The sequence below is a fragment of the Mucilaginibacter angelicae genome, from assembly GCF_042434235.1.
GTDB lineage: Bacteria > Bacteroidota > Bacteroidia > Sphingobacteriales > Sphingobacteriaceae > Mucilaginibacter > Mucilaginibacter angelicae.
On sequence record NZ_JBHLTS010000080.1, the window covers coordinates 74,708 to 96,322 of the forward strand.

Annotated in this window: 23 protein-coding genes; 10 read left to right on the plus strand and 13 right to left on the minus strand. The window is 42.4% G+C overall.

Annotation, left to right across the window (positions count from 1 at the left end):
- Positions 1 to 102: 102 nt before the first annotated feature.
- Entirely contained in the window at positions 103 to 1,245 is a 1,143-nt protein-coding gene (gene bshA, locus ACFFGT_RS31675; RefSeq protein ID WP_377026524.1) for an N-acetyl-alpha-D-glucosaminyl L-malate synthase BshA, read from the minus strand.
- A 176-nt stretch (positions 1,246 to 1,421) separates the two neighbouring features.
- Between bshA and ACFFGT_RS31680 the strand changes: the two genes are divergently transcribed.
- Positions 1,422 to 1,844 carry a VOC family protein gene (locus ACFFGT_RS31680; RefSeq protein WP_377026525.1) on the plus strand — a complete coding sequence of 141 codons (423 nt, stop codon included), beginning with the start codon at positions 1,422 to 1,424 and terminating at the stop codon, positions 1,842 to 1,844.
- A 196-nt stretch (positions 1,845 to 2,040) separates the two neighbouring features.
- Here ACFFGT_RS31680 and ACFFGT_RS31685 read toward each other — a convergent pair whose 3' ends face one another.
- The 9 genes from ACFFGT_RS31685 to ACFFGT_RS31725 form a co-directional block, all read right to left on the minus strand.
- Positions 2,041 to 2,505, minus strand: a complete 465-nt coding sequence (locus tag ACFFGT_RS31685) for a hypothetical protein (protein WP_377026526.1) — start codon at positions 2,503 to 2,505, stop codon at positions 2,041 to 2,043.
- 63 nt (positions 2,506 to 2,568) lie between these two features.
- A complete protein-coding gene (locus tag ACFFGT_RS31690; protein WP_377026527.1) occupies positions 2,569 to 3,003 on the minus strand; it encodes a hypothetical protein in 435 nt (144 codons plus the stop codon).
- Positions 3,004 to 3,009: 6 nt separating this feature from the next.
- Entirely contained in the window at positions 3,010 to 3,591 is a 582-nt protein-coding gene (locus ACFFGT_RS31695) for a hypothetical protein (protein WP_377026528.1), read from the minus strand.
- Positions 3,592 to 3,655: 64 nt separating this feature from the next.
- Positions 3,656 to 4,033, minus strand: coding sequence for a VOC family protein (locus ACFFGT_RS31700; RefSeq protein ID WP_377026529.1), 378 nt, complete (start codon positions 4,031 to 4,033; stop codon positions 3,656 to 3,658).
- Between the two features lie 64 nt (positions 4,034 to 4,097).
- The gene (locus ACFFGT_RS31705; protein WP_377026530.1) at positions 4,098 to 4,904 is read right to left on the minus strand and encodes a helix-turn-helix domain-containing protein; all 807 of its coding nucleotides are present in this window, start codon (positions 4,902 to 4,904) and stop codon (positions 4,098 to 4,100) included.
- A 188-nt stretch (positions 4,905 to 5,092) separates the two neighbouring features.
- Complete coding sequence (locus tag ACFFGT_RS31710; protein WP_377026531.1) at positions 5,093 to 5,359, minus strand: Txe/YoeB family addiction module toxin; 267 nt, start codon at positions 5,357 to 5,359, stop codon at positions 5,093 to 5,095.
- Entirely contained in the window at positions 5,347 to 5,568 is a 222-nt protein-coding gene (locus ACFFGT_RS31715) for a DUF2683 family protein (protein WP_377026532.1), read from the minus strand. Before ACFFGT_RS31715 ends, ACFFGT_RS31710 begins: the two co-directional genes overlap by 13 nt.
- Before the next feature lie 111 nt (positions 5,569 to 5,679).
- A complete protein-coding gene (locus ACFFGT_RS31720; RefSeq protein WP_377026533.1) occupies positions 5,680 to 7,497 on the minus strand; it encodes a serine hydrolase domain-containing protein in 1,818 nt (605 codons plus the stop codon).
- Positions 7,484 to 9,115 (minus strand): amidohydrolase, encoded by a 1,632-nt coding sequence (locus ACFFGT_RS31725; protein WP_377026534.1) that lies wholly within the window; start codon positions 9,113 to 9,115, stop codon positions 7,484 to 7,486. Before ACFFGT_RS31725 ends, ACFFGT_RS31720 begins: the two co-directional genes overlap by 14 nt.
- 127 nt (positions 9,116 to 9,242) lie before the next feature.
- Here ACFFGT_RS31725 and mutL point away from each other — a divergent pair, with 127 nt between their 5' ends.
- The 5 genes from mutL (at position 9,243) to cysS (ending at position 15,424) form a co-directional block, all read left to right on the plus strand.
- Positions 9,243 to 11,102: a DNA mismatch repair endonuclease MutL gene (gene mutL, locus ACFFGT_RS31730; protein ID WP_377026535.1), complete on the plus strand. Its 1,860-nt coding sequence runs from the start codon at positions 9,243 to 9,245 to the stop codon at positions 11,100 to 11,102.
- 111 nt (positions 11,103 to 11,213) lie between these two features.
- Positions 11,214 to 11,852 (plus strand): rhomboid family intramembrane serine protease, encoded by a 639-nt coding sequence (locus tag ACFFGT_RS31735; protein ID WP_377026536.1) that lies wholly within the window; start codon positions 11,214 to 11,216, stop codon positions 11,850 to 11,852.
- A 33-nt stretch (positions 11,853 to 11,885) separates the two neighbouring features.
- Positions 11,886 to 12,761, plus strand: a complete 876-nt coding sequence (locus ACFFGT_RS31740) for a rhomboid family intramembrane serine protease (RefSeq protein ID WP_377026537.1) — start codon at positions 11,886 to 11,888, stop codon at positions 12,759 to 12,761.
- Positions 12,762 to 13,871: an endonuclease/exonuclease/phosphatase family protein gene (locus tag ACFFGT_RS31745; protein ID WP_377026538.1), complete on the plus strand. Its 1,110-nt coding sequence runs from the start codon at positions 12,762 to 12,764 to the stop codon at positions 13,869 to 13,871. It abuts the gene before it with no gap.
- A gap of 86 nt (positions 13,872 to 13,957) precedes the next feature.
- Entirely contained in the window at positions 13,958 to 15,424 is a 1,467-nt protein-coding gene (gene cysS / locus ACFFGT_RS31750) for a cysteine--tRNA ligase (RefSeq protein ID WP_377026539.1), read from the plus strand.
- Positions 15,425 to 15,437: 13 nt separating this feature from the next.
- Here cysS and ACFFGT_RS31755 read toward each other — a convergent pair whose 3' ends face one another.
- A complete protein-coding gene (locus ACFFGT_RS31755) occupies positions 15,438 to 16,118 on the minus strand; it encodes a hypothetical protein (RefSeq protein ID WP_377026540.1) in 681 nt (226 codons plus the stop codon).
- A 294-nt stretch (positions 16,119 to 16,412) separates the two neighbouring features.
- On the opposite strand from ACFFGT_RS31755, the gene ACFFGT_RS31760 reads away from it, so the two are divergent.
- Positions 16,413 to 17,276 carry a Cif family virulence factor gene (locus ACFFGT_RS31760; protein ID WP_377026541.1) on the plus strand — a complete coding sequence of 288 codons (864 nt, stop codon included), beginning with the start codon at positions 16,413 to 16,415 and terminating at the stop codon, positions 17,274 to 17,276.
- A 287-nt stretch (positions 17,277 to 17,563) separates the two neighbouring features.
- On the opposite strand, the gene ACFFGT_RS31765 is transcribed toward ACFFGT_RS31760, so the two are convergent.
- A complete protein-coding gene (locus ACFFGT_RS31765; protein WP_377026542.1) occupies positions 17,564 to 18,526 on the minus strand; it encodes an AAA family ATPase in 963 nt (320 codons plus the stop codon).
- A gap of 4 nt (positions 18,527 to 18,530) precedes the next feature.
- A complete protein-coding gene (locus tag ACFFGT_RS31770; protein WP_377026543.1) occupies positions 18,531 to 20,000 on the minus strand; it encodes a peptidylprolyl isomerase in 1,470 nt (489 codons plus the stop codon).
- Positions 20,001 to 20,178: 178 nt separating this feature from the next.
- On the opposite strand from ACFFGT_RS31770, the gene ACFFGT_RS31775 reads away from it, so the two are divergent.
- From ACFFGT_RS31775 to ACFFGT_RS31785, 3 genes are read left to right on the plus strand one after another with little or no spacing between them, the layout of a single operon-like run.
- Entirely contained in the window at positions 20,179 to 20,772 is a 594-nt protein-coding gene (locus tag ACFFGT_RS31775; protein ID WP_377026544.1) for a hypothetical protein, read from the plus strand.
- A 5-nt stretch (positions 20,773 to 20,777) separates the two neighbouring features.
- Positions 20,778 to 21,005: a hypothetical protein gene (locus tag ACFFGT_RS31780; protein ID WP_377026545.1), complete on the plus strand. Its 228-nt coding sequence runs from the start codon at positions 20,778 to 20,780 to the stop codon at positions 21,003 to 21,005.
- Positions 21,006 to 21,011: 6 nt separating this feature from the next.
- The gene (locus ACFFGT_RS31785; protein WP_377026546.1) at positions 21,012 to 21,596 is read left to right on the plus strand and encodes a non-canonical purine NTP diphosphatase; all 585 of its coding nucleotides are present in this window, start codon (positions 21,012 to 21,014) and stop codon (positions 21,594 to 21,596) included.
- Positions 21,597 to 21,615: the final 19 nt, after the last annotated feature.

Sequence of the window (21,615 nt, forward strand, 5' to 3'; positions counted from 1 at the left end):
TAACTTTTAGGAAGTGAAAAACTAAATTAATTAACGAAACCGATAAAATTTAACTTTTTAAGAATATATTTAGAATTGTATCAGGTTTATTACAACTGTTAGTTAAACAGCTTTCGCTTTACTTTGCTCAATTACTTCAAGGTAATAGTTTTCGTATTTAGGCAAAATGGTAGCTAATTCAAACTCTTTGGCGCGCGCCAGCGCATTTTCTTTAAATTTAGCTAAACGTTCTTCATCTTCCAAAATAAATATTGCTTTTTCTGCCATACCATCCACATCTCCGGGCTCTTTCAAAAAGCCTGTTAAACCGTCAACATTTAATTCGGGCAAACCACCCGCATTGCTGCTGATCACAGGTACTTTACAAGCCATGGCTTCAAGCGCGGCCAAACCAAAACTTTCTGATTGAGACGGCATCAGGAACAAATCAGACACCGAAAGGATCTCTTCAACAGCATCCTGTTTACCCAGGAAGCGTACATTATCTGTAACACCCAAATCGCGGCAAAGCTGTTCGCACATGGAGCGCTCGGGACCATCACCCACCATCAGCAATTTAGATGGGATTTTTTTGATCACTTTTGCAAAGATCTTCACCACATCTTCAGTACGTTTTACTTTACGGAAGTTGGAAGTATGCACCAGGATCTTTTCGCCCGAAGGGGCAATCGCTTTCTTAAAATGATCTTTAGGCTTAAGGCTGAACCTGGTGAGGTCGATAAAGTTAGGGATCACAAGGATATCCTTCTTAATATCAAAAAACTTGTAGGTATCCTCCTTAAGGTTTTGCGATACAGCGGTTACACCATCGCTTTGGTTAATGGAAAAAGTAACCACCGGTTTAAAGGTGCGGTCTTTGCCAACCAATGTAATATCGGTACCGTGCAGCGTAGTTACCACCGGGATATAAATACCATAGGTCATTAGTATCTGCTTGGCCATAAATGCAGCCGAAGCATGAGGTATAGCATAATGCACATGCAGTACATCCAATTGCTCATGGCGTACCACATCAACCAGCCTGCTTGCCAGGGCCAGCTCATACGGCGGGAAATCAAACAAAGGGTAGTTGGAAACCGAAACCTCGTGATAGAACAGATTTTCGGAAAAGAGATCCAACCGGGCCGGCTGGTTATAGGTCACAAAATGCACCTGGTGACCACGGTCTGCAAGGGCTTTACCAAGTTCAGTGGCAACAACCCCGCTTCCGCCAAAGGTTGGGTAACAAACAATTCCGATCTTCATTAATATGTTTTAATTGGTGCAAGTTTAACAGCAATTTACATCAAATATGTTAAGCTTGTGTAAAATGATGGATGGATGATAATTGCCGCATATTTAACTTAACGGCATCACCAACCATTCGCCGGACTAAAAGTTTAAACACATATCAAACCAATAATAAACAATTGATAATCAATATGGACAATAGTATAAATTTAGCAATAAACGGCATACAACATATCGGCGTACCGGTAACCAATATAGAAGCATCACAACAATTTTACAGCACACTTGGCTTTAGCAATGTAATGCAGGCCCCCTTTACCGATAATGGCGGTACCGGCACCTGTGTTATGATGCAGCGCGGCAATATGATCATGGAGCTTTATCAATTGCCCGAAGCATCGCTGGCTGAGATCCGTTCAAGATCAAACGGCCATGTTGACCACGTAGCTTTTGATGTTGATGATATCGATCTTACTTTTAAAACAATTAAAGAGGCCGGTTTTAACGTACTTGAACCGGAGCCCGTGTTTTTACAATTCTGGAAAAACGGCTGTAAGTATTTCAACATTACCGGGCCGGATGGCGAGCGGCTGGAATTTAACCAGGTGCTGTGATTTGGGAATTCGGATGTTCGATTTCGGATTTGATTGGTACAAATAAACGCCTTGTCATCTGAGTAAGGGCTATTTGCCCACAAATGATTGTGATAGGTGGTTGATCGAATACCTGCAATTAATATAAGCTCGCAAAGGCGCGAAGGCGCTAAGAACACCTTTGCGTCTTCGCGCCTTTGCGAGAAATCAATTATCTCTAAAACGATCTGAATAACGGGCGGCTGATCAACGGTGAAAACGACCATGGGATAGAGCTTAATATCACCAGCAGGGCAATGGTAAGCCAGATGGCAAGGGTTTTAAATTTTTCATTGTCGCTTGTTTTCCGTTTGGACTTTGCCGAGGCAATGGAGATCAGTGCAATACCGATCAGCATCATGGTAATATGCTCCATACCAAAAAACCTGATCTGCCGCTCGTGTACCGCCTCTTTAAAATGACTCACGAAATAATTGGCTATCGGACTGATAAAATACAGCCAAAGCCCAATAGTAAACTGGATATTAGCAATGTTGACAGTGATCCCCCGTACCCGGTCGTCAAATTTTGAATAACTTTTCTTTAAAAGCCATCTGCTGTAAGCGCGGTACAAGGCAAAAAGCAAGCTGGCTAAAACAAACCAGCGGATAAGGGAGTGCAGGGCTAAAATAAAAGCGTACATATACTATAGAATGACGACTGGCAAAGGAAAAGATTTTAAGTGAAATAAAAATTATTTTGATAGTTAATAATATCTAACCACAAACCAATCGTACCAGGCTGTTATATCCTCCCTGATCTGATCAATGCTCCCACAAATTTGCTCAGCTATATAATTTTTGCAGCGTTGTTGATTATTCTTATTGATAGTTAAATACCCTCTTACCTTTTTATGATCATCTAAAATAATGGGAGGGTATTTAGCCTTATTATTAAAAGGAGAATATTGACTATTAGTGCTGCCATATTTTCCAAGCTCATTCCAGATGGCATTCGGCATATGCCTGGAGCCATAATCCCCAAAGGTGCACCAAATAGACTTTAGCTGATCATTGCTGCAGGTTAAACATCCCAAATATTGGTCATGATTTTTGCCTCCGTAAATATGGAGCTGTTCCTCGTGATATTGCTTTGGCGGTGCAACAAAAAACAGCATCAATGAAACTACAATTAACTTCATACTGATCTATCTTATGTAAATAACACCTGGCTTATCGGTAGCCCGCTTTACCTGTAAAAGTCCTTTACGGTTACTGGGAGCTAACGTCCAAACATTTATTGTTGCACCTGTTTCTGTTTGGTTATATTTATTTAGCGTTACTTCCATTCCTAAGATAGAATCTGTAGCTATCAGCATGTTTTCATCATCAATAAAAAAGCCGTCAACAGCGTATTTAACCGGTCCTTTCATATTAAGCCACTTCCCAATTTCTTTAAATGATTTGGTATTAATTTTAGTTCCAGCCTTTACATCAATAGTTATCAATCCGTACTTGTTAAGGTTTCTGAATTTGGCCGGAAGTTTAGCGTCATCTTTCAATACATTTATTCCCGTTATGGTCTTCGGATCTATAAAATTCAGATTAGTAATGATATTGGCGTTAATAATATGCGTGGGCACGTTCTCCTTCGCATCGGGCAAATGATGGTAAACAGAATCGGGGGAATTTGATGCAAAAAAGCTTTTTACAGTATACACACTATCTGATTGTGCTGAGGCAACAAATACGTTAAAAATGCCTATTAAAACAGTTAAAAGTTTTCTCATGGTTGATAATTTATAGGTAAGATGCAGGCGCCATGCAATTTCCATAAATTATTTTAAACACCTATTACGGATTAGTGATCCACCAGGTGTTTCCGAAGGGATCCTTTACGCCGCCGCTCCGGCCATATGATTGATCCGCAGGAGGCATAATACTTTCCGCTCCGTTATCCAGAGCTTTTTGGTAAGTTTCGTCACAGTTTTCCACGTACACAAACATCCCGGCATTTTGCTGCCGGTATGTATCGGTACAATCGGCAAACATGATGGTGCTGCCGTTGATGTTAACCTCAGCATGCATAATGGTATGCTCATCGCGCATGGTTTTGAACTGTTCCGTTGCGCCAAAAACCTTTTGGGTAAATTCGATGAATTTAGCGCCGTTTTTAACAACGAGGTAAGGCATTACAGCCTGGTAATTTTCGGGAATGTTTATTGTTGCCATAGCTTGTTTGTGTTTTATTCAAAATTAGCTGTCCCACACATCTCAAAATTGTAAAAACCGGACATTATATCTCCCGATATTCCGTTCCCTCGGCCTTGCCCGAAAAATAGAAGCCCGGATGATAACCTGTAAACTCCTTTACATCATGAATAAAATGCGACTGGTCATAATACCCGCATTCCAGCGCTATCTGGGTTAGGCTTTTATTGGTATTGTATTGTCTTAATGCATCCTGCAGGCGTACCAGCCGCATATAGGTTTTGGGAGCAAAACCTGCGTACTCGTTAAACTTCCGGTCGAACTGCCTTGCCGATAAATTATAAGCATCGGCCAGTTGGGCAACCGTTCTGTATTTTTTGTTGTGGATCACATCCCTTATCGCTACCGCCATACGTTCCTCTTTTAACACATTTTGACGTAGACGGGCGGTTAAAAATGCCGACAGGATCTCTGCACGTTTATAATTGTCGGCGGCCAGCATGATCCGCTCTTCCAGTTCACGGCCTGGCCGGTTTAAAAAGGTATCGAAATCAAATGCCAGGTTACTGGTTTGGCTGCTGGGAATATTAAATAAACAGGGTACGGCAAAAGGATAAATATATGCCCCAAAAATACCAAAGCTTTCTGTTGTAATAAAACGCCGGTATTGCGTAGTTTGAAACTGGATACCCGATGGCCCTGCATTTTGCCCGCTTTTATCTGTCAGCTCATCAAATGCAGAACGATAGTGAAACACCATTTCGGTGCAGCCATCAGCAACAGAACGATAAATGTATGACGACTGATCAGGCCCCAGCTCATGCTCAAGCACCCAGTAAAATCTCACATAGGGTTTCAGCTCGGCCGGTGGCTGGATAGTGAAATAGCGCATCGTTTGATTTTGGATTGCGGATGTTTGATTTCGGAATTAAATAAATTTAGGGCTTTTATTTGGGATATGTAAGTTATAACATCATGGTACAATTCCATCGCTGCCGCAAGTGTCCTCACTTGTGGCCCGCGTTCAGGCTATTGATTATGAAAAGCATCATGCTTAATTAGATCTTAAATTCAGAAATATTATTTCGTATAATGAAACCTAAGTGAGTAAACCGTTATAAGATGATCTTCTACCTTGTAAACAATACGATGTTCCTGATTAATACGCCGTGACCATGCACCCGAAAGGTTGTGTTTAAGTGCTTCGGGTTTACCGATACCTTTGAACGGATCATTTTGTATTGCCTGAATCAATTGACGAATCCGCTTAAGGATAATGACATTTCCGCTCTTCTTCCAGTATTCAAGATCAGCCAGTGCTTCGTCGGTAAAGTTTATAACTTCCATATATCATCAAGGTTAAGCTTGGTAACTTTACCTTGTTGCTCTTGTTCAATTGACTTTTGCAGATGCTGAGCATTTGCTTCTGAAGAAAGCAAGTAAGTGGTATCATCTGCTATTTCACTTGTTTTATAGTCAACATGCAGGGCGTCCAAAAAAATCCGGATAGCAGTTTCCTGATCCGCATCTACAGGATGTATGGTTAATGTTGTCATATATCAAATATACCCGTTTTTAATTTAACTGTCAAACCGTCAAAAAACAGGTGCTGCCCCGTATATAACCGACAATTAAATCCGAAATCGAAAATCTCAATTCCGAAATCCCTACAACCCCTTCGTTATAGCCTCATACACCACATCCTGAATCCTTGGCCTGATATTAAGGCTCAGCAACTTACTGGCAACCGATGGATTTACCCGGTTTGACAGAAACACATAAACCAAATTATATTTAGGATCAACCCAAATACAGGTACCTGTAAAACCAGTATGCCCATAAGCCTGGTCGGAGGCCAGTTTTGAGGGGTAATGCCTGTCGGCTATTGGGTCCCAGCGGTCAAAGCCCAGTCCGCGGCGGCTTACCGGCGATTGTTTGGAGGTAAACAGATCAACAACTTCCGGCTTAAAATACTGGGCGCCGCCATAGCTACCCTTGTTTAAAACCATCTGGTACAATATAGCTACATCATTGGCGCTGGCAAATAAACCGGCATGCCCGGCAACGCCGCCCAAAAGTGCAGATGTTGGATCATGCACATAACCATCCAATAACGACATACGGTAATCCTTATCGTTTTCGGTAGGGATTATCCTGTCGGGCGTAAAGCGATATAATGGTAAAAAGCCTGCGGTTTGCATCCCCAGCGGGGTATAAAAATGCTGCTGCACATAAATGTTGAGCGGCACGGCCGTGATGTTTTCAACAACCTCCTGCATAAACAGCATGCTAACATCGCTATATACATACTGCCCGCGTGTTTTCAGCGGGGAGCTCAGCATTTCCGGCAGCATTACATCTTTATAGTAATCCTTCCGTAAATAATAATGGTCGGATACTTTTGTTGGATATGCGGCTGACGAATCGGTACTGTGATCCGTTGGTTTCACCTTCTCGAACGACTTAATATCTGGGATTAAACCAGCCTGGTGCATCATCACCTCACGGATCTGGATATCGTTCTTGTTGCTTTTGCGGGCAAGGGGAATATAATCGCCAAGGGTTTTCTCCAGGCTTAATTTACCCTGGTCGGTAAGCTGCATAACTTCCATGGTGGTAGCCGATACCTTGGTCATGGAGGCCAGATCAAAAATATCGGTAAGCTTATCGGGCATTACATTATCATAGGTATGATAACCATAAGCTTTATTAAAAATCACCTTACCATCTTTGGCAACCAGCACCACACAGCCGGGGGTGGCATGTTCCCGGATAGCTTCCTGCGCTATCTTGTCAATATCCTGTAGGTTGGCGGCATTGATACCGGCCTCCTCTGGTACAGTATATTGCAGCCTTGTTTTGTCGGTGGTAAAACCCATCCCCGTTTTATAAACAGAACTATAGCTTTTCGTTAGCTTTTGTGAAATAGCTATGCCGCCAAAAATGGCTTCGGCACTGTACATGGCCGATACCTGAGATACCCGCTCGGTCCAGATCACCGGGGCGGTAACAGCATCAAGCTTCCCCAGTACAGAACCGTTGCCAAAAGCGGCAACTATTACATTTTTATTTTTTTGATTGGAGCTGACAAAATCGATCAGGTCCGGGTTGGCTAAATCGGCATCGTTTACCTGTACTATAATGGTGTTGTAAAACTTCAGATCGGAAGTTAAATTGGCCAGTGTTTTATTGCCTGAATAAGTATTGCCATCAAACAGATCAACCTTATTATATTTATTAAGCAGGCTATCAAAAACGGTGGCGTACTGGTTACTGAAATGCACGCTGGCAATTTTCAGATCCTCCAGCTTTTGCAGGGGCACTATGTATGCTGCATTGTTAAGCAGCACGGTTGAGTTACCAACCAATCTTTCTTCGGCAATGAAGGCCTGCCCTGTTAATGGCGGGTTTTGCGCACAAGCAGTATTAAATAATGCAAACCCTAATAATACTAAAGGAACACGGCCCCATTTATTTTTTATCATATACTTTAACTCCGTTTATATAGGTTTTTGTCACTTTGGTTGTCGGGATCTCGCTGCCTTTTACCTTCATGATATCTTTATCCAATATAACAAAGTCGGCATATTTACCGGGCTCAATACTGCCTTTTTCCTTTTCTTCAAAATTGGCTTTGGCGGCCCAAATGGTCATGCCTTTCAGTGCCTCCATCCTGCTTAATGCATTTTCGGGCTGGAAACCACCTTCAGGAAAACCTTTCAAATCCTTGCGTTCAACCGCAGCATAAAACGTATAAAGCGGGTTAATATTCTCAACCGGAAAATCGGTACCCAGCGGCAGCCATCCGTTTTGCTTCAGCAATTGCTTATAGGCATAAGCCGTTTTAAGCCGTTCGCTGCCCAGTCTTTTGCCGGCCCAGTACATATCTGATGTTGCATGTGTGGGCTGTACCGATGGGATAATACTGTATTTACCAAATGTGTCCAGATCCTGCGGAGATACTACCTGCGAGTGTTCGATCCGCCATCTTAAATCATTTTTACCTTTTAAATTGGCGGCATAAACTTTAAGCATTACCCGCACCGCCGAATCGCCGATGGCATGGGTGCACATCTGGAAACCGTGGGCTGCTATTTTGGGCGCTATCTCTTCAAAATGTTTTTGACTGCTCAACAAAAAGCCGCTCCATTTAGCCGAATCGGCATATGGTTTTAGCAGGCAGGCCCCGCGCGAGCCAAGAGCGCCATCGGCATAAACTTTAAAAGCCCTTACGTTAAGACCAGGTGTTTTGAAGGCACCATGCTTAAAAAGATAGTCATAGTTTTCCTGCCTGTCGGCCAGCATTACATACATACGCATTTTCAGAGCGCCTTTGTGCTGCAATTCCGCAATGGTGTTTATCATGGTATAAGGCAGTCCGCAATCATCAACCGTAGTTAAGCCTGCAGCGAAACAATTTTCCTGTGCCGAAAGCAGCGCTGTATCTATAATAGCCGCTGTAGGTTCCGGGATTTTACGGGTAACTATGCCCACCGCGTTATCAACCAGGATGCCGGTAAGCTTTCCGTTGCTGGTTTCTATCTCGCCTCCGTTTATGCTTTGCCCGGGCTTAACCCCTGCAATATTCAATGCTGCCTGGTTGGCTATAACTGCATGACCGTCAACACGACTAAGTATCACAGGCCGCATCGGGAACAGCGAATCAAGCTTGGCTTTATCCGGGAAATGTTTATTTGTCCAGTCGTTCTGGTCCCAGCCATTGCCGATGATCCAGCCATCGGTATTACGTTCGGCATAAGCTTTTACCGAGTCGATAATTTCGGGCCAGCTATGGGTACCTACCAGGTTTACTTCCTGCAGGCCCATACCATACTCATAAAAATGGGCATGGGCGTCAATAAAGCCGGGGTAAACTGCGGCGCCCTGCGCGTCAATCACTTCACGGGCATTGTATTTTTGTTCAAGGGAATCGGCATTGCCTACTGCAAGTATCTTTCCTCCGCTTACTACAAATGCGCTTGCTGTTGTAAAATTACTGTCAACGGTGTAAACAACCGCGTTTTTTACCAGCATATCAGCATTGTATTCCTTCTGTTTGCAGGCTGCTGCCAATAATAGCAGCGCGGGCAATAGTCTCTTCATAAAGTAATTGTATGTTTATTGTAATTGTATTAATGCGTAAATGTATATACAACTATCAAATCATAAAGTTATGCCTTCAAATATTTAATTTAGCATCGAAATAGAAATTGAAGGGAATTTTTTTTAGATGTCAGACATTATACAGCTTTTACCGGATGCCGTTGCCAACCAGATTGCCGCAGGCGAAGTAGTACAGCGACCGGCTTCTGCGGTAAAGGAATTGGTTGAAAACGCTATTGATGCAGGTGCAGATAAGATCCAGCTTATTATTAAAGACGCCGGTAAAGCACTGATACAGGTTATCGATAATGGCTGCGGCATGAGCCTTACCGATGCCCGTATGTGCTTTGAGCGCCATGCAACCTCAAAAATACGCAAAGCCGAAGACCTGTTTGCCATCCGCACCATGGGTTTCAGGGGCGAGGCCATGGCATCAATTGCCGCTATTGCACATGTGGAGCTTAAAACCCGCCGTCATGAAGATGAGCTGGGCAGTTGTATAACTATCGAAGGCTCCGAAGTGATAAGCCAGGAGCCATGTGCTGCCAACGCGGGCACATCCATCTCCATAAAAAACCTGTTTTATAATACGCCTGCCCGCCGTAACTTTTTAAAAAGTAACCCGGTGGAGATGCGCCATATTATTGACGAATTTCAACGCGTTGCCTTAGCTCATCCGGAAATCTTTTTCACGCTGCACCATGACAGTCAGGAGGTTTATCACCTGCCTGGCACTACGCTTAAACAGCGCATAGTACACTTGTTTGGCAATAATTATAACCAGCGATTGGTACCTGTTGAAGAAGATACCACTATTATTAAACTGCGCGGTTTTGTAGGCAAGCCCGAGTTTGCACGTAAAACACGGGGCGAGCAGTTCTTTTTTGTAAACAACCGTTTCATCCGTGATTCATACCTTAACCACGCTGTAACAACTGCATTTGAAGAGTTGCTGCCCGATGATTGTTTTCCCTTTTATGTGCTGTTCATTGATATCGATCCATCGAAAATCGACATTAACGTACACCCTACCAAAACCGAGATCAAATACCAGGACGAGAAAGCTATTTATGCCATTATCCGTTCGGCGGTAAAACGATCATTAGGGAGATATAACATTACCCCCAGCCTGGATTTTGACCAGGAAAACAGTATTGAACACCTGATCACCCCTAAACCATTTGAGGAGATCATTGCGCCTACCATTTCCTTCAATCCAAACTTTAACCCCTTTGCCAACAAAGATGAAAAGCCCAGGCAGGAGCATCCATTTTTAAGGGACAGCGGCGGGTATAAAAAAGATCCGATCCCGCAAAACTGGGATACCTTGTATGAGATCAGCAAAAAAGAAAGCCTTTTTCAGCACGAGATCCACGAGGAAAAAACCATTGCGGTTGATGAGCAGGACGTAAGCAAGCCAAGCGAGCGCCAACTGTTCCAGATCCATAACCGGTTTATCCTGTCGCAAATAAAATCGGGCTTTATGCTCATTAACCAGCAGGCCGCGCACGAACGGATCCTGTACGAGCGTTTTTTACAGCAATTGCAAAATCATTCGGGTGTGAGCCAGCAAAGTTTATTCCCGCAATCGGTTACACTAAACGGCAGCGATTTTGAGTTATTACGTGAGCTTTTGCCGGATATCAGGGCGCTGGGCTTTGACATCCGCGAGTTTGGGAAAAACACGGTGGTAGTTGAAGGAATCCCTGCCGAGTTGAATAACGTAGGTGAGCATGAACTTTTAGAACATTTATTGGAAGGTTTTAAAAACAATATGGCAATCCTTAAATTAGATAAACGAGATAACCTTGCCCGTTCACTGGCCCGCAATGGCGCTATTAAAACGGGAACCAAATTATCATTAGAGGAAATGAACCAGCTTATCGACCAGCTTTTTGCATGTCAATCGCCCAACCAGGCATTGAATGGTAAGCCTGTAATCAGTACCTTTACTATGAACGAATTAATGGAACGATTTGAAAAATAGCCCTGGGCTAAATTATATATGAACGGATACAATCAATCGCCTTTTGCTAACCTGACACCTGTTGTTAAGAACCTGCTTATCATAAACATTATTTGTTTTATCCCGGTTTTGATGTTTGATAAAGGGCCAGGCGGCCCCAATCCCGTAGCTGATAACTTTGGGATGTTCTATTTCAATTCGCCCAATTTTAGGCCGTGGGAAATAGTAACCTATATGTTTGTTCATGGAGGTTTCGCCCACATATTTTTTAACATGTTTGCCTTGTTTTCTTTCGGCTCAATAGTTGAATATCAAATGGGGTCGAAAAAATTCTTCAATTTTTATTTTATCTGCGGTATAGGGGCAATAGCTTTCCAAATGCTTGTGCAAGCGTATGAAGTACACGCCATAACGGGCGCTTTTACAATCGCTGATCCAACTCTCAATCAATCATACGAGGCTTATGGCCCAAAAGCACAAGAATTATATAATATATATCACACCTCAATTGTAGGCGCCTCTGGTGCTATATTTGGATTACTGATAGCATTCGGTATGCTTTTCCCTAACATGGAATTAATGATCATGTTTATCCCGATACCAATAAAAGCAAAATATATAATTCCGGTATATGTGGTATTAGAACTGTATCTCGGTTTCCAACAATTTGCCGGAGATTCAGTAGCGCATTTTGCGCATATCGGCGGAGCGATACTGGGTTATATCATGGTTAAAATTTGGCGATTACAACAACCAAACAATTTTTATTAATAACAGTAGTTATCTTTGTAATACAGCTTTATTATGAGCACCCTTTGGCAAAATATCCACTACAAAATGCTGCGCTCCGGCAATAGGCTGAACCTGCTTATAGGCATTAACATTATCGTTTTTTTAGCGGTTAATATCCCGGCTGTATTTGAATATCTTTTTACGGGCTCCGGCCATATAAGCCTTGTAGGCATCCTCGCCCAAAAATATATTGATCTCACAGCCAATTTACATGAGCTCCCGTACCGTTTCTGGACACCGGTTACTTACATGTTCATGCACGCGGATATCTTCCATATCTTTTTTAACATGCTTTGGCTGTATTGGATGGGACAGATATTTGAAGAGTACCTGGGCAATAAACGTACTATTGGGCTATACATTTTGGGAGGACTATCAGGCGCATTCTTTTATGTAGCTGCGTTTAATCTTTTGCCCGCTTTTACAAGTATAAATGCTGCGGAAGGGAGCACTATTGTAGGAGCATCGGCAAGTGTGATGGCTATTATGGTAGCTACAGCTACTCTTTTACCCAACTTTACCATATCATTAATATTTATAGGGCCGGTTAAATTAAAATGGCTTATTATAGTTACCCTGATCATTGATTTTTTATTAATTGTACGATCAAATCCGGGCGGCGAAATAGCACACCTGGGCGGCGCTTTAATGGGATTTGTGTATATTAAGCAACTGCAAAAGGGACACGATTGGATAGGCGGAATAACCAAACTATTTAAGCCGAAATCCAAACTAAAAGTAGTTTCAAACAATATGGGTAAAAATGCTTCTGATTATCCACGACAGGAAGAAGTAGACCGCATTTTAGATAAAATATCGCAATCAGGGTACAACAGTTTAAGCAAACAGGAACGGGAAATTTTATCGCGCGCAAGCAAACAGGAATAAATGATAAAAAAAAAGCAAAGTATTTTTAGCAGGGTTTTATTATGGATAAACCTGATTTTTTGTTTTGCTTTATTAATCGGTTATTTCGCACCGTATATTGATCCCAGGAAATACTGGTTATTTGCATTTTTCGGCCTTGCCTATCCTCCTGTACTACTGCTCAATGTAATCATGATGCTTTACTGGCTGCTGCGAAAACGGTGGCAGTTTTCGCTTTCGCTGGTTAGTATTTTACTTGGCTGGGTAGTACTTAACAACAATATCGGGTTCAGGTTTAAATCCAGCTTTTCACTGCCTCCGGGGCTCAATGCAGTGCATGTGATGACCTACAACGTGCATAATTTTAAACATTTTGGCTTTAAGAACGATATTTCAACCAAACATGAGATCTTAGAGCTCATCAACAGCGAGCAGCCTGATGTTATCGGTTTCCAGGAATTTTATACCCGATACAAAGGGCAATATCAAATGTGTGATTCTGTCAATAAAATATTGGGCAGCACCAACTTTTATTTTGAACAATTTAACGCTAACACCCTTGAAGCCATAGGCATGGCTATTTTTTCAAAATACCCTATCATATCAAAAGGGATGATCCGCCTTGCGGCCGATAGAACATCAGGCAATCAGTGTTTATATGCCGATATAAAAAAGGGGGATAAAATTTTCAGGTATTACAATATCCACCTGCAATCCATCAATTTTGATCCGGACGATTATAAATACATCGACAGCGTATCGAAAAAAGGGAAACCCGATATCAAATCAACCAAACGCCTGGGAAGCAAACTCAAAATAGCCTTCATGAAAAGGGCCGAACAGGTTTTTAAGATCAAAGCTCATGCTGCCCAATGTCCATATCCTTATATTATAGCCGGCGATTTTAATGATACCCCTTCGTCCTTTGCGGTTAACCAAATGGCCAAAGGTTTAAATAATTCATTCCGCGAAAAAGGCTCGGGCTTAGGGCGTACCTATAATGGCGATTTCCCTAATTACCAGATAGATTATATTATGAGCAGCCCGCAATTCTCGGTTTTCAATTACAAGGTGATCGAAAAAAAGCTTTCGGACCATTACCCTTTGCGCAGCGACCTTGTTTTGAATTAATACAACCATTGCCCTTCATTTGTAAAAATGAAGCCGAAAGCCGGCGGGCAGTAGCTTAAAATTGAAAAAATCGTAAGTTTGCGCTCATGCAACAAAATTTGTTTGTTTACAACACTTTAACACGTAAAAAAGAATTATTCAAGCCCATTAATGCGCCACACGTTGGCATGTATGTTTGCGGGCCTACTGTTTATAGCGATGTTCACTTAGGCAACTGCCGTACTTATATATCTTTCGACCTCATGTTCAGGTACCTTGCTGCTATTGGCTACAAGGTGCGTTACGTGCGTAATGTTACAGATGCAGGCCACCTTGAAGGTGACGCAGGCGACGAGGGCGAAGACAAAATCGCAAAAAAGGCCAAACTTGCACAGCTTGAACCCATGGAGATAGTGCAAAAATACACCGTTGGTTTCAGGGATGTGATGAAAATATTGAACAACCTGCCGCCAAGTATTGAGCCTACAGCAACCGGCCATATCATTGAACAGATAGAAATGGTAAAGGTTATCCTTGAAAAAGGCTATGCTTATGAGGTTGACGGTTCTATTTACTTTGATGTTGAAAAATATAACAAAAGCCAGGACTATGGCATACTAAGCGGCCGTAATCTTGAAGACCTTTTAAATAATACCCGTTCATTGGGCGGTCAGCAGGAAAAACATGGCAAGCTTGATTTTGCCCTGTGGATTAAAGCCAAACCCGAGCACCTGATGAAGTGGCCTTCGCCATGGGGTGTGGGTTTTCCGGGCTGGCACCTGGAGTGCTCGGCCATGAGCCAGAAATACCTGGGCAGTCACTTTGATATCCATGGCGGTGGGCTCGACCTTGTACCAACACACCATACCAATGAAATTGCCCAAAACGTAGCTTGCTGCGGCACCAACCCGGCTAATTACTGGGTGCATACCAATATGCTTACGGTAAACGGGCAAAAAATGTCAAAATCATTAGGGAACAGCTTTTTACCGCATGAACTGTTCAGCGGAGAAAACTCGATACTGAACAAAGGCTACAGCCCCATGACTGTTAGGTTTTTCATGCTGCAGGCCCATTACCGCAGTACACTTGATTTTGGCAACGAGGCTATGGAAGCATCCGAAAAAGGATTTAAACGCCTCATGAACGCCTTTGCCCTGCTTACCGACGGGTTAAAGGCATCTGCCACTACCGAAGTTGAAATTGCACCGTTAATGGAGCGATGCTATGCAGCTATGAATGATGATTTTAACAGCCCGGTTTTAATTGCCGAACTGTTTGAAGCATCGCGCATTATTAATTCGGTATATGATGGCAAGCTGAAAATCGATGCGGCAAACCTTGAGCAGTTAACCATACTGATGAACACCTTTGTGGTTGATGTGCTGGGCTTACAAAATGAGCAGGCCGCTAACGACGATCTGCCAAAAGTGTTAAGCTTTATTGTCGATCTGCGCAGCAGCGCTAAAGCTAATAAAGACTATGCTACATCAGATAAGATCCGCGATGGTTTATCACAGATAGGTTTCCAGCTAAAAGACAGTAAAGAAGGCACCACCTGGAACAAAGCCTGATCAACTATAATATTTAAAGCGAGCTGTAGTAGCTGAATAATTTAGCTAATGCAGCATCGCTTTTAAAATCAACTTTGTTGGTTTTAATATATTCCTGTACTTTATCAGCCTTATCGCTCATTGCCGCAAGGATAGTTTTCTGCGAGGGCTTAAACCTGGTCATCTGGTTATTACTAAACAGATAATAGGCATTTTCGGCCATGAAGGTTTGCGTTGTGGTTGCCGAATTAAATTCTTTAGAACTAAGTAATTTTTTCTTATAATATCTCAGCAGCGTAATTTTGCCCTCGCCAATTACCTGGTAAAAGGTATTCATAGTGTGCCCGTCAATAACAGGAAATTGACTGCGAAACAAATTGTTTACCAGATCGCTTCCCTCTATCAATAAATAAGGAATCGAAAAGCTTTTAACAGGATCAACAAAGGCCTGCACTGTCGAATCGTTTTGTTTTCTGAAAAGCAATTCATCGGTATAAATATTATATTTTAGATTGACGTTCGCTGCTTGACCATTAACAAAGGTCACTGTACCCATCAGCCAGCTTTCATTTAAAAAAGGATTTCCCTGGATATCGGTATAGCTTTGCTCCATAAAAGGCCTGCCCCTGTAATCTTCACGGTAGGTTTGCGCCCTTAAAGTGCTCCCTGTAAATAGCAGACTCATAACTAACAAGCCAAAGAGATATTTATTCATATCAAAGTTTTTAAGTATCACAATAATGCCGGAGTAAACAAAAACGGTTATTAGCCGTTATCAAGTTAATTAATTTTTGGCGGGAGTTATACAACGCCCTATAAATTTAATTATTTACGCATATTTCACATGATCAAAACCACTTTCTGCAATTATTCGCCCCGATCTTCGTTTCAGCATAAAACAAAAATAATGCAATTGTTAAATTATGATATGCAGTTTAAGGCATTTTGACTATTGCGTTTCCGACTTAAAATTTATTACTAAATTGCTCCCTAAAACCCGAATATAAATATGAAGAAAATAATATTAGCTGCTACATTTATTGGTTATAGTGTTTTTGCCCTGGCACAGGACGCTGTTAATGTAAACAAAGTAGTTAGTGTTGAACAAGCTTTTGATAAGTTAGTTGAACGTAAAGGAATTAAAGATGGTTTCCTGGCAGTTGCCGATCCTGATGGCATCATATTTAAGCCCGATGTAGTTAAAATAGTTGATTTTTATAGTAAAATTGATAAACAGGCCGGAAAACTTAGCTGGGAACCAAAATTTGCGCGGATCTCGGCCAATGGCGACCTGGCATTCACTGCCGGCCCCTATATATATCAAAACGGCAAAACTGATGACGATAAGGTATTTGGCGATTATGTATCTATCTGGCGTACCAATACCGATGGTAAGTTAAAATTACTTATCGATCTTGGGATCCAGCACCCCGAAGCCGAAGATGAAGCCGTTACTGATTTTAAAGAACCCGATCCGGCACAACGCTCGGGCCCAAGTAAAGACCCCTTCGGCGCCAAAAATGTTATCATCGGTACCGATAAAACATTTAATCATGGTTTAACCTTATCGGCCATGGCCAGCTACAAGGAATTTTTAAGCCCTGAGGGCCGCTATTATTTCCCCGGCTTTCCGCCAATGACCGGAACTGATGTGGTGATGAAGTTTATCAACAATGAGGCCATAAGCATCACCGCCGAAACCACTGACGGCGGCCGCGCCGCAAGTAATGATCTTGCTTATACTTACGGCCACGCCCGTATTACCAAAGGCAATGTTGTAGGCAACTATAATTACGTAAGAGTTTGGGAAATTGATAAGGCAAAAAGATGGAATATCCTGCTTGAGATTTTCTCGCCGATTGAAAATGAATAATAGTGGTTAGAGGTTGGAGATCAGAGATTAGTCTTTCACAAGCTCAATAAAACAGAAAGGCCCCCGAAAAAATCGGGGGCTTTTCTGTTATCCCCGTGCCCGGCCCTCACGGGCAACCTATTGCCCTTTCCGCGTGATAATCTCCCGGAAGTGCACCGACCCGTGAAGACACGGGCCTCGGGGATAGTTTATAAAAGAAGAAGGCCTTGCGGTACCGCAAGGCCTTCTTCTTTTATCGGAGCGGTAAAAAACTAACCTCTGATCTCCAACCTCTAATCTCTCTAAAATCAAAACAACTGCTCAATAATATCAGCTGCCGATAAGCCTTCGGCTTCAGCATGGTAACTGCGTACTATGCGGTGGCTTAAAATGGGTTTGGCCACAGCCTGTACATCTTCAATATCGGGCGAGTATTTACCGTTAAGCACTGCATGGCACTTAGCACCTAAAACTAAAAACTGCGATGCCCTTGGGCCTGCGCCCCAGCTTAGCAAGCGGTTAATTTGCGGCGTGGCAAACTCGCTGTTAGGGCGGGTTTTTGATACCAGCTTTACCGCGTATTCCATCACGTTATCAGTAACCGGGATATTGCGTACCAGTTGCTGAAAATAAATGATCTGCTGGGCGTTTAATATTTTATTTACTTCAACTATGTTAGTGCTGGTGGTATTTTTAACAACCTGCAGCTCCTCTTTAAATGAAGGATAGCTTAAGGCTACGTTAAACATAAACCTATCCAGCTGGGCTTCGGGCAGCGGGTAGGTACCTTCCTGCTCAATAGGGTTTTGGGTAGCCAGTACAAAAAACGGCTGTGCAAGCTTGTGGGTAACACCGGCTGCGGTAACTGCTTTTTCTTGCATGGCTTCAAGCAGGGCGGCCTGTGTTTTTGGCGGTGTACGGTTTATTTCATCGGCCAGGATAATGTTTGAAAAAACCGGGCCGTGAATGAATTTGAAATTACGGTCTTCACCTAATATTTCGGAGCCGATGATGTCTGAGGGCATCAGATCGGGAGTAAACTGGATCCTTTTAAAATCAAGGTCGAGCACCTGCGATACCGTTTGCACCAGCAGGGTTTTCGCAAGCCCAGGTACGCCAACCAATAAACAATGTCCGTTACTGAAAATAGAGATCAGCACAAATTTTATCACTTCATCCTGGCCCACTATTACTTTACCTATTTCGGCACGAATTTGCTGGAAGGCCTGCTTTAAAGCGTCTGCGGCTTCTACATCAGAGCGGTGTTGCATAAAGTTATTTAGATGATGATTTGATTTTTGTTTCGGGTATTACGAGTGAAGGATTGGTGTTTACCCATTTTTTCAACACATCAAATGATTGATATTCTTTATCAATTTTAATGAAAGTTTCCTTGCGGCGTTTTTCAAACCACTGCGATACAGTTCTGTTAACCTTATCATTATAGGCATATTCCTTAAGCTTAGGAAAGTCCTGCTCTAAATTAGCTTTGTGGGCATTGGTGGCCGATTTAAGCATCAATATTTTGTAGCTCTTTTTACCATCGGCACCGGTAAACAAATCGGGCTTTGAAATGCTTCCGATTTTCATGGTATCGGTAATAAGCGCCACTTTAGGGTCAAGTTTATCGGTTGGGATAAATGTTGAACGGTTTTGCACGTCTTCGGCATTAAGCATCATACCACCATTATATTTGGTGTCTTTATCGTCTGAGTAATAAGCGGCAGCGCTTGAAAAATCAACACCTACGTTTTTGTCTTTTATAAGTAAGGTGTAAATACTGTCGGCTTTGGCCTTTGCCCTATCTAAACTGGCCTGGGTAATTACCGGCGTAATCAGGATGTGCCTTACGTGCACCTGCTCGCCCCTGCGTTCAATCACCTGTAAAAAGTGGAAGCCAAAATCAGTTTCAAACACCTGCGAAATCTCTCCGGCTTTCAGCTTGAAAGCATTTGCTGTAAATTCTTTTACAAAGGTTGTACGGTCGGCAAATCCAAGGTCACCGCCTTCAGGCGCCGAACCCGGATCCTGCGAATAAAGCCTTGCCAGTGTGCCAAAGTCTTCACCCTTTTTAACACGCTGCCTTAATTCTTCAGATTTTGCTTTATAAACATCTTTTTCTTCTTTGCTCAGTTTCGGCTGAAAAACGATCTCGCCAACTTCAATCTCTTTGTTAAATGAAGGCAGACTGTCCTTAGGGATCCCGTCGTAATATTTTTTAACGTCCTGCGGGGTAACATTCAGTTTTTCGGTAATGTGCTGCTGCATTTTTTGGGCAACCATTTGCTCCTTCAGGTCGGGCCTGATCTCATCCTTATACTGAATAACCGAACGGCCTAAAAATGCTTCCAGCTTTTCCTGTCCGCCTGCGCGTTGCGTCATTTCACGCATACGGCGGTCAACATTAGCATCAACATCTTCTTCCTTTACTTCAATACTATCAATAGCAGCCTGTTGGGCCAGCAGCTTTTGGGTTAACAAGGTTTGTAAAATACGGGCTTTAACCGTTGGATCGGGCTGATTGCCCTGTACCAGGAAATTGGCGTATGACAATTCAATATCTGATAACAGTATTGGGCTGTTACCCACCACTGCTGCAATTTTATCAAGCGTTTTGCCGGGTGCGGTGGCAATAACCGAATCGGCTTTAACCAGTTTTTTTGCTGCCGTATCTGATGCTACCTGTGCCTTTGCAAATGTTATTGTTAAAATAAAACTTAGTACTAATACTCCTAACTTTCTCATGTAACGCTGTTATGCTAAATAAAACGGGATAGTTAACCCGTTAAAAACTACGAATTTCGGTAAAATTTATTAATTATAGCCGAACAAATATTTTCTATAAAATCAACCGGCTATAATTGTGCTAATATGCCTATAAAGCTTGAATTCGTTTACCTACTTTTGGTTAAAATTTGTTAAAGTGAAAGTTGAGAACCCGGCCGCGTTTCGTTTTGTGTTAGAGGATGAGCTTTACCTGCTCAATGCAGATAAAATGTTATATGATAAAATTGCTGAACCCGAACCTGCCGCAGCAGTACCACCATCCCCTATAATTGAAAGCACGAAGCACGAACCCGCAATAACCAGTCCGTCTTTAACTCCTGAACCTCAGACTGTAGTAAAAACGCCGGCTGCAGATTTTAAGTATATGGGCAAAAACTTAAAAAGCTTTTTGGTACTGACAAATTATAAAACAGCCGAATTTATAAATGCAGAACATTTAACCGCCCTTGAAAATATCCTTAAACGTAAAGAGCTTGGCCCGGATGATGTAGCCATATTTAACCTGGCAAACTACAATGAAACTAAATTCAGCCAGCTGAAACCGTTTTTTAAGCCAACCAAAGTGCTTGTTTTGGGTGAGGGCGCCCTGCCGCAGGATATAAAAGTGCTTAAGCTTAATAAACCGGTAACATCAAATGGCATTACTGTGCTTTACAGTTTCTCCTTTGATGAGATGATGGACAATGTGGATTATAAAAAAGCCTTTTGGGAACAGGTAAAAACACTATAAACAACATGGATGATCGTCTTGAGGATAACCGGCAAATTATCGCGCTTATAGCAGAATATATGGAGCAACACCCTACTCAGCGCTTTGGGCAGGTTCTTTTTAATTTGGATATCAATCAATTTTCAGATCAATCCAATCCTGGAAACCATGATCATAGATTGAGGGATATTTATAATGATTACAGCGAGGTTATCCTGGAGAGGATAAAAGATCGATTAGCCCGTTCTAAATAAAATAATATGCAACAATTAGTTTTTGCTACCAATAACCGTCATAAGCTTGATGAGGTTTCGGCCAAGCTTAATGGGGCCATCCAGCTATTAACCCTGCACGATATTGGCTGTTTTGATGATATTGAAGAAACCGGTACCACTTTTAAAGCAAATGCCTCTATTAAAAGCCACCACGTATACGCCGAGTATAAGCTTAACTGTTTTGGCGACGACAGCGGACTGGAAATTGATGCACTGAACGGTGAACCCGGCGTTTACTCGGCCAGGTATGCGGGCGCACATGGTAACCACGCGGCCAACATCAGCAAAGTACTTGAAAACTTAAAAGGCGAAACAAGCCGCAAGGCCCGTTTCCGCACTGTAATTTCCCTGATCTGGAACGGCGAAGAACATTTTTTTGAAGGTGCTGTTGAAGGTACCATCCGGCAGGAAATAAGCGGGAAAGGCGGCTTTGGTTACGACCCTATTTTTGAGCCTGAAGGATACGATATTACCTTTGCTGAAATGAGCATGGAACAAAAAAATGCCATCAGCCACCGTGCAAAAGCTATGGAACAACTGATCGCATTTTTAAACACAGCCGATAAATAAGCTCAAACCCCTAATAGGG

What these genes read in the sequence shown, in the direction of transcription:
- ACFFGT_RS31725 (WP_377026534.1), bottom strand. Translation starts at nt 9,115, where the DNA reads ATGAAGAGACTATTGCCCGCGCTGCTATTATTGGCAGCAGCCTGCAAA.
- ACFFGT_RS31735 (WP_377026536.1), top strand. Translation starts at nt 11,214, where the DNA reads ATGTTTGATAAAGGGCCAGGCGGCCCCAATCCCGTAGCTGATAACTTT.
- ACFFGT_RS31760 (WP_377026541.1), top strand. Translation starts at nt 16,413, where the DNA reads ATGAAGAAAATAATATTAGCTGCTACATTTATTGGTTATAGTGTTTTT.
- ACFFGT_RS31770 (WP_377026543.1), bottom strand. Translation starts at nt 20,000, where the DNA reads ATGAGAAAGTTAGGAGTATTAGTACTAAGTTTTATTTTAACAATAACA.
- ACFFGT_RS31720 (WP_377026533.1), bottom strand. Translation starts at nt 7,497, where the DNA reads ATGATAAAAAATAAATGGGGCCGTGTTCCTTTAGTATTATTAGGGTTT.
- ACFFGT_RS31780 (WP_377026545.1), top strand. Translation starts at nt 20,778, where the DNA reads ATGGATGATCGTCTTGAGGATAACCGGCAAATTATCGCGCTTATAGCA.
- cysS (WP_377026539.1), top strand. Translation starts at nt 13,958, where the DNA reads ATGCAACAAAATTTGTTTGTTTACAACACTTTAACACGTAAAAAAGAA.
- ACFFGT_RS31695 (WP_377026528.1), bottom strand. Translation starts at nt 3,591, where the DNA reads ATGAGAAAACTTTTAACTGTTTTAATAGGCATTTTTAACGTATTTGTT.
- ACFFGT_RS31785 (WP_377026546.1), top strand. Translation starts at nt 21,012, where the DNA reads ATGCAACAATTAGTTTTTGCTACCAATAACCGTCATAAGCTTGATGAG.
- ACFFGT_RS31715 (WP_377026532.1), bottom strand. Translation starts at nt 5,568, where the DNA reads ATGACAACATTAACCATACATCCTGTAGATGCGGATCAGGAAACTGCT.
- ACFFGT_RS31690 (WP_377026527.1), bottom strand. Translation starts at nt 3,003, where the DNA reads ATGAAGTTAATTGTAGTTTCATTGATGCTGTTTTTTGTTGCACCGCCA.
- ACFFGT_RS31710 (WP_377026531.1), bottom strand. Translation starts at nt 5,359, where the DNA reads ATGGAAGTTATAAACTTTACCGACGAAGCACTGGCTGATCTTGAATAC.
- ACFFGT_RS31745 (WP_377026538.1), top strand. Translation starts at nt 12,762, where the DNA reads ATGATAAAAAAAAAGCAAAGTATTTTTAGCAGGGTTTTATTATGGATA.
- ACFFGT_RS31740 (WP_377026537.1), top strand. Translation starts at nt 11,886, where the DNA reads ATGAGCACCCTTTGGCAAAATATCCACTACAAAATGCTGCGCTCCGGC.
- ACFFGT_RS31685 (WP_377026526.1), bottom strand. Translation starts at nt 2,505, where the DNA reads ATGTACGCTTTTATTTTAGCCCTGCACTCCCTTATCCGCTGGTTTGTT.
- mutL (WP_377026535.1), top strand. Translation starts at nt 9,243, where the DNA reads ATGTCAGACATTATACAGCTTTTACCGGATGCCGTTGCCAACCAGATT.
- bshA (WP_377026524.1), bottom strand. Translation starts at nt 1,245, where the DNA reads ATGAAGATCGGAATTGTTTGTTACCCAACCTTTGGCGGAAGCGGGGTT.
- ACFFGT_RS31680 (WP_377026525.1), top strand. Translation starts at nt 1,422, where the DNA reads ATGGACAATAGTATAAATTTAGCAATAAACGGCATACAACATATCGGC.
- ACFFGT_RS31705 (WP_377026530.1), bottom strand. Translation starts at nt 4,904, where the DNA reads ATGCGCTATTTCACTATCCAGCCACCGGCCGAGCTGAAACCCTATGTG.
- ACFFGT_RS31765 (WP_377026542.1), bottom strand. Translation starts at nt 18,526, where the DNA reads ATGCAACACCGCTCTGATGTAGAAGCCGCAGACGCTTTAAAGCAGGCC.
- ACFFGT_RS31700 (WP_377026529.1), bottom strand. Translation starts at nt 4,033, where the DNA reads ATGGCAACAATAAACATTCCCGAAAATTACCAGGCTGTAATGCCTTAC.
- ACFFGT_RS31755 (WP_377026540.1), bottom strand. Translation starts at nt 16,118, where the DNA reads ATGAATAAATATCTCTTTGGCTTGTTAGTTATGAGTCTGCTATTTACA.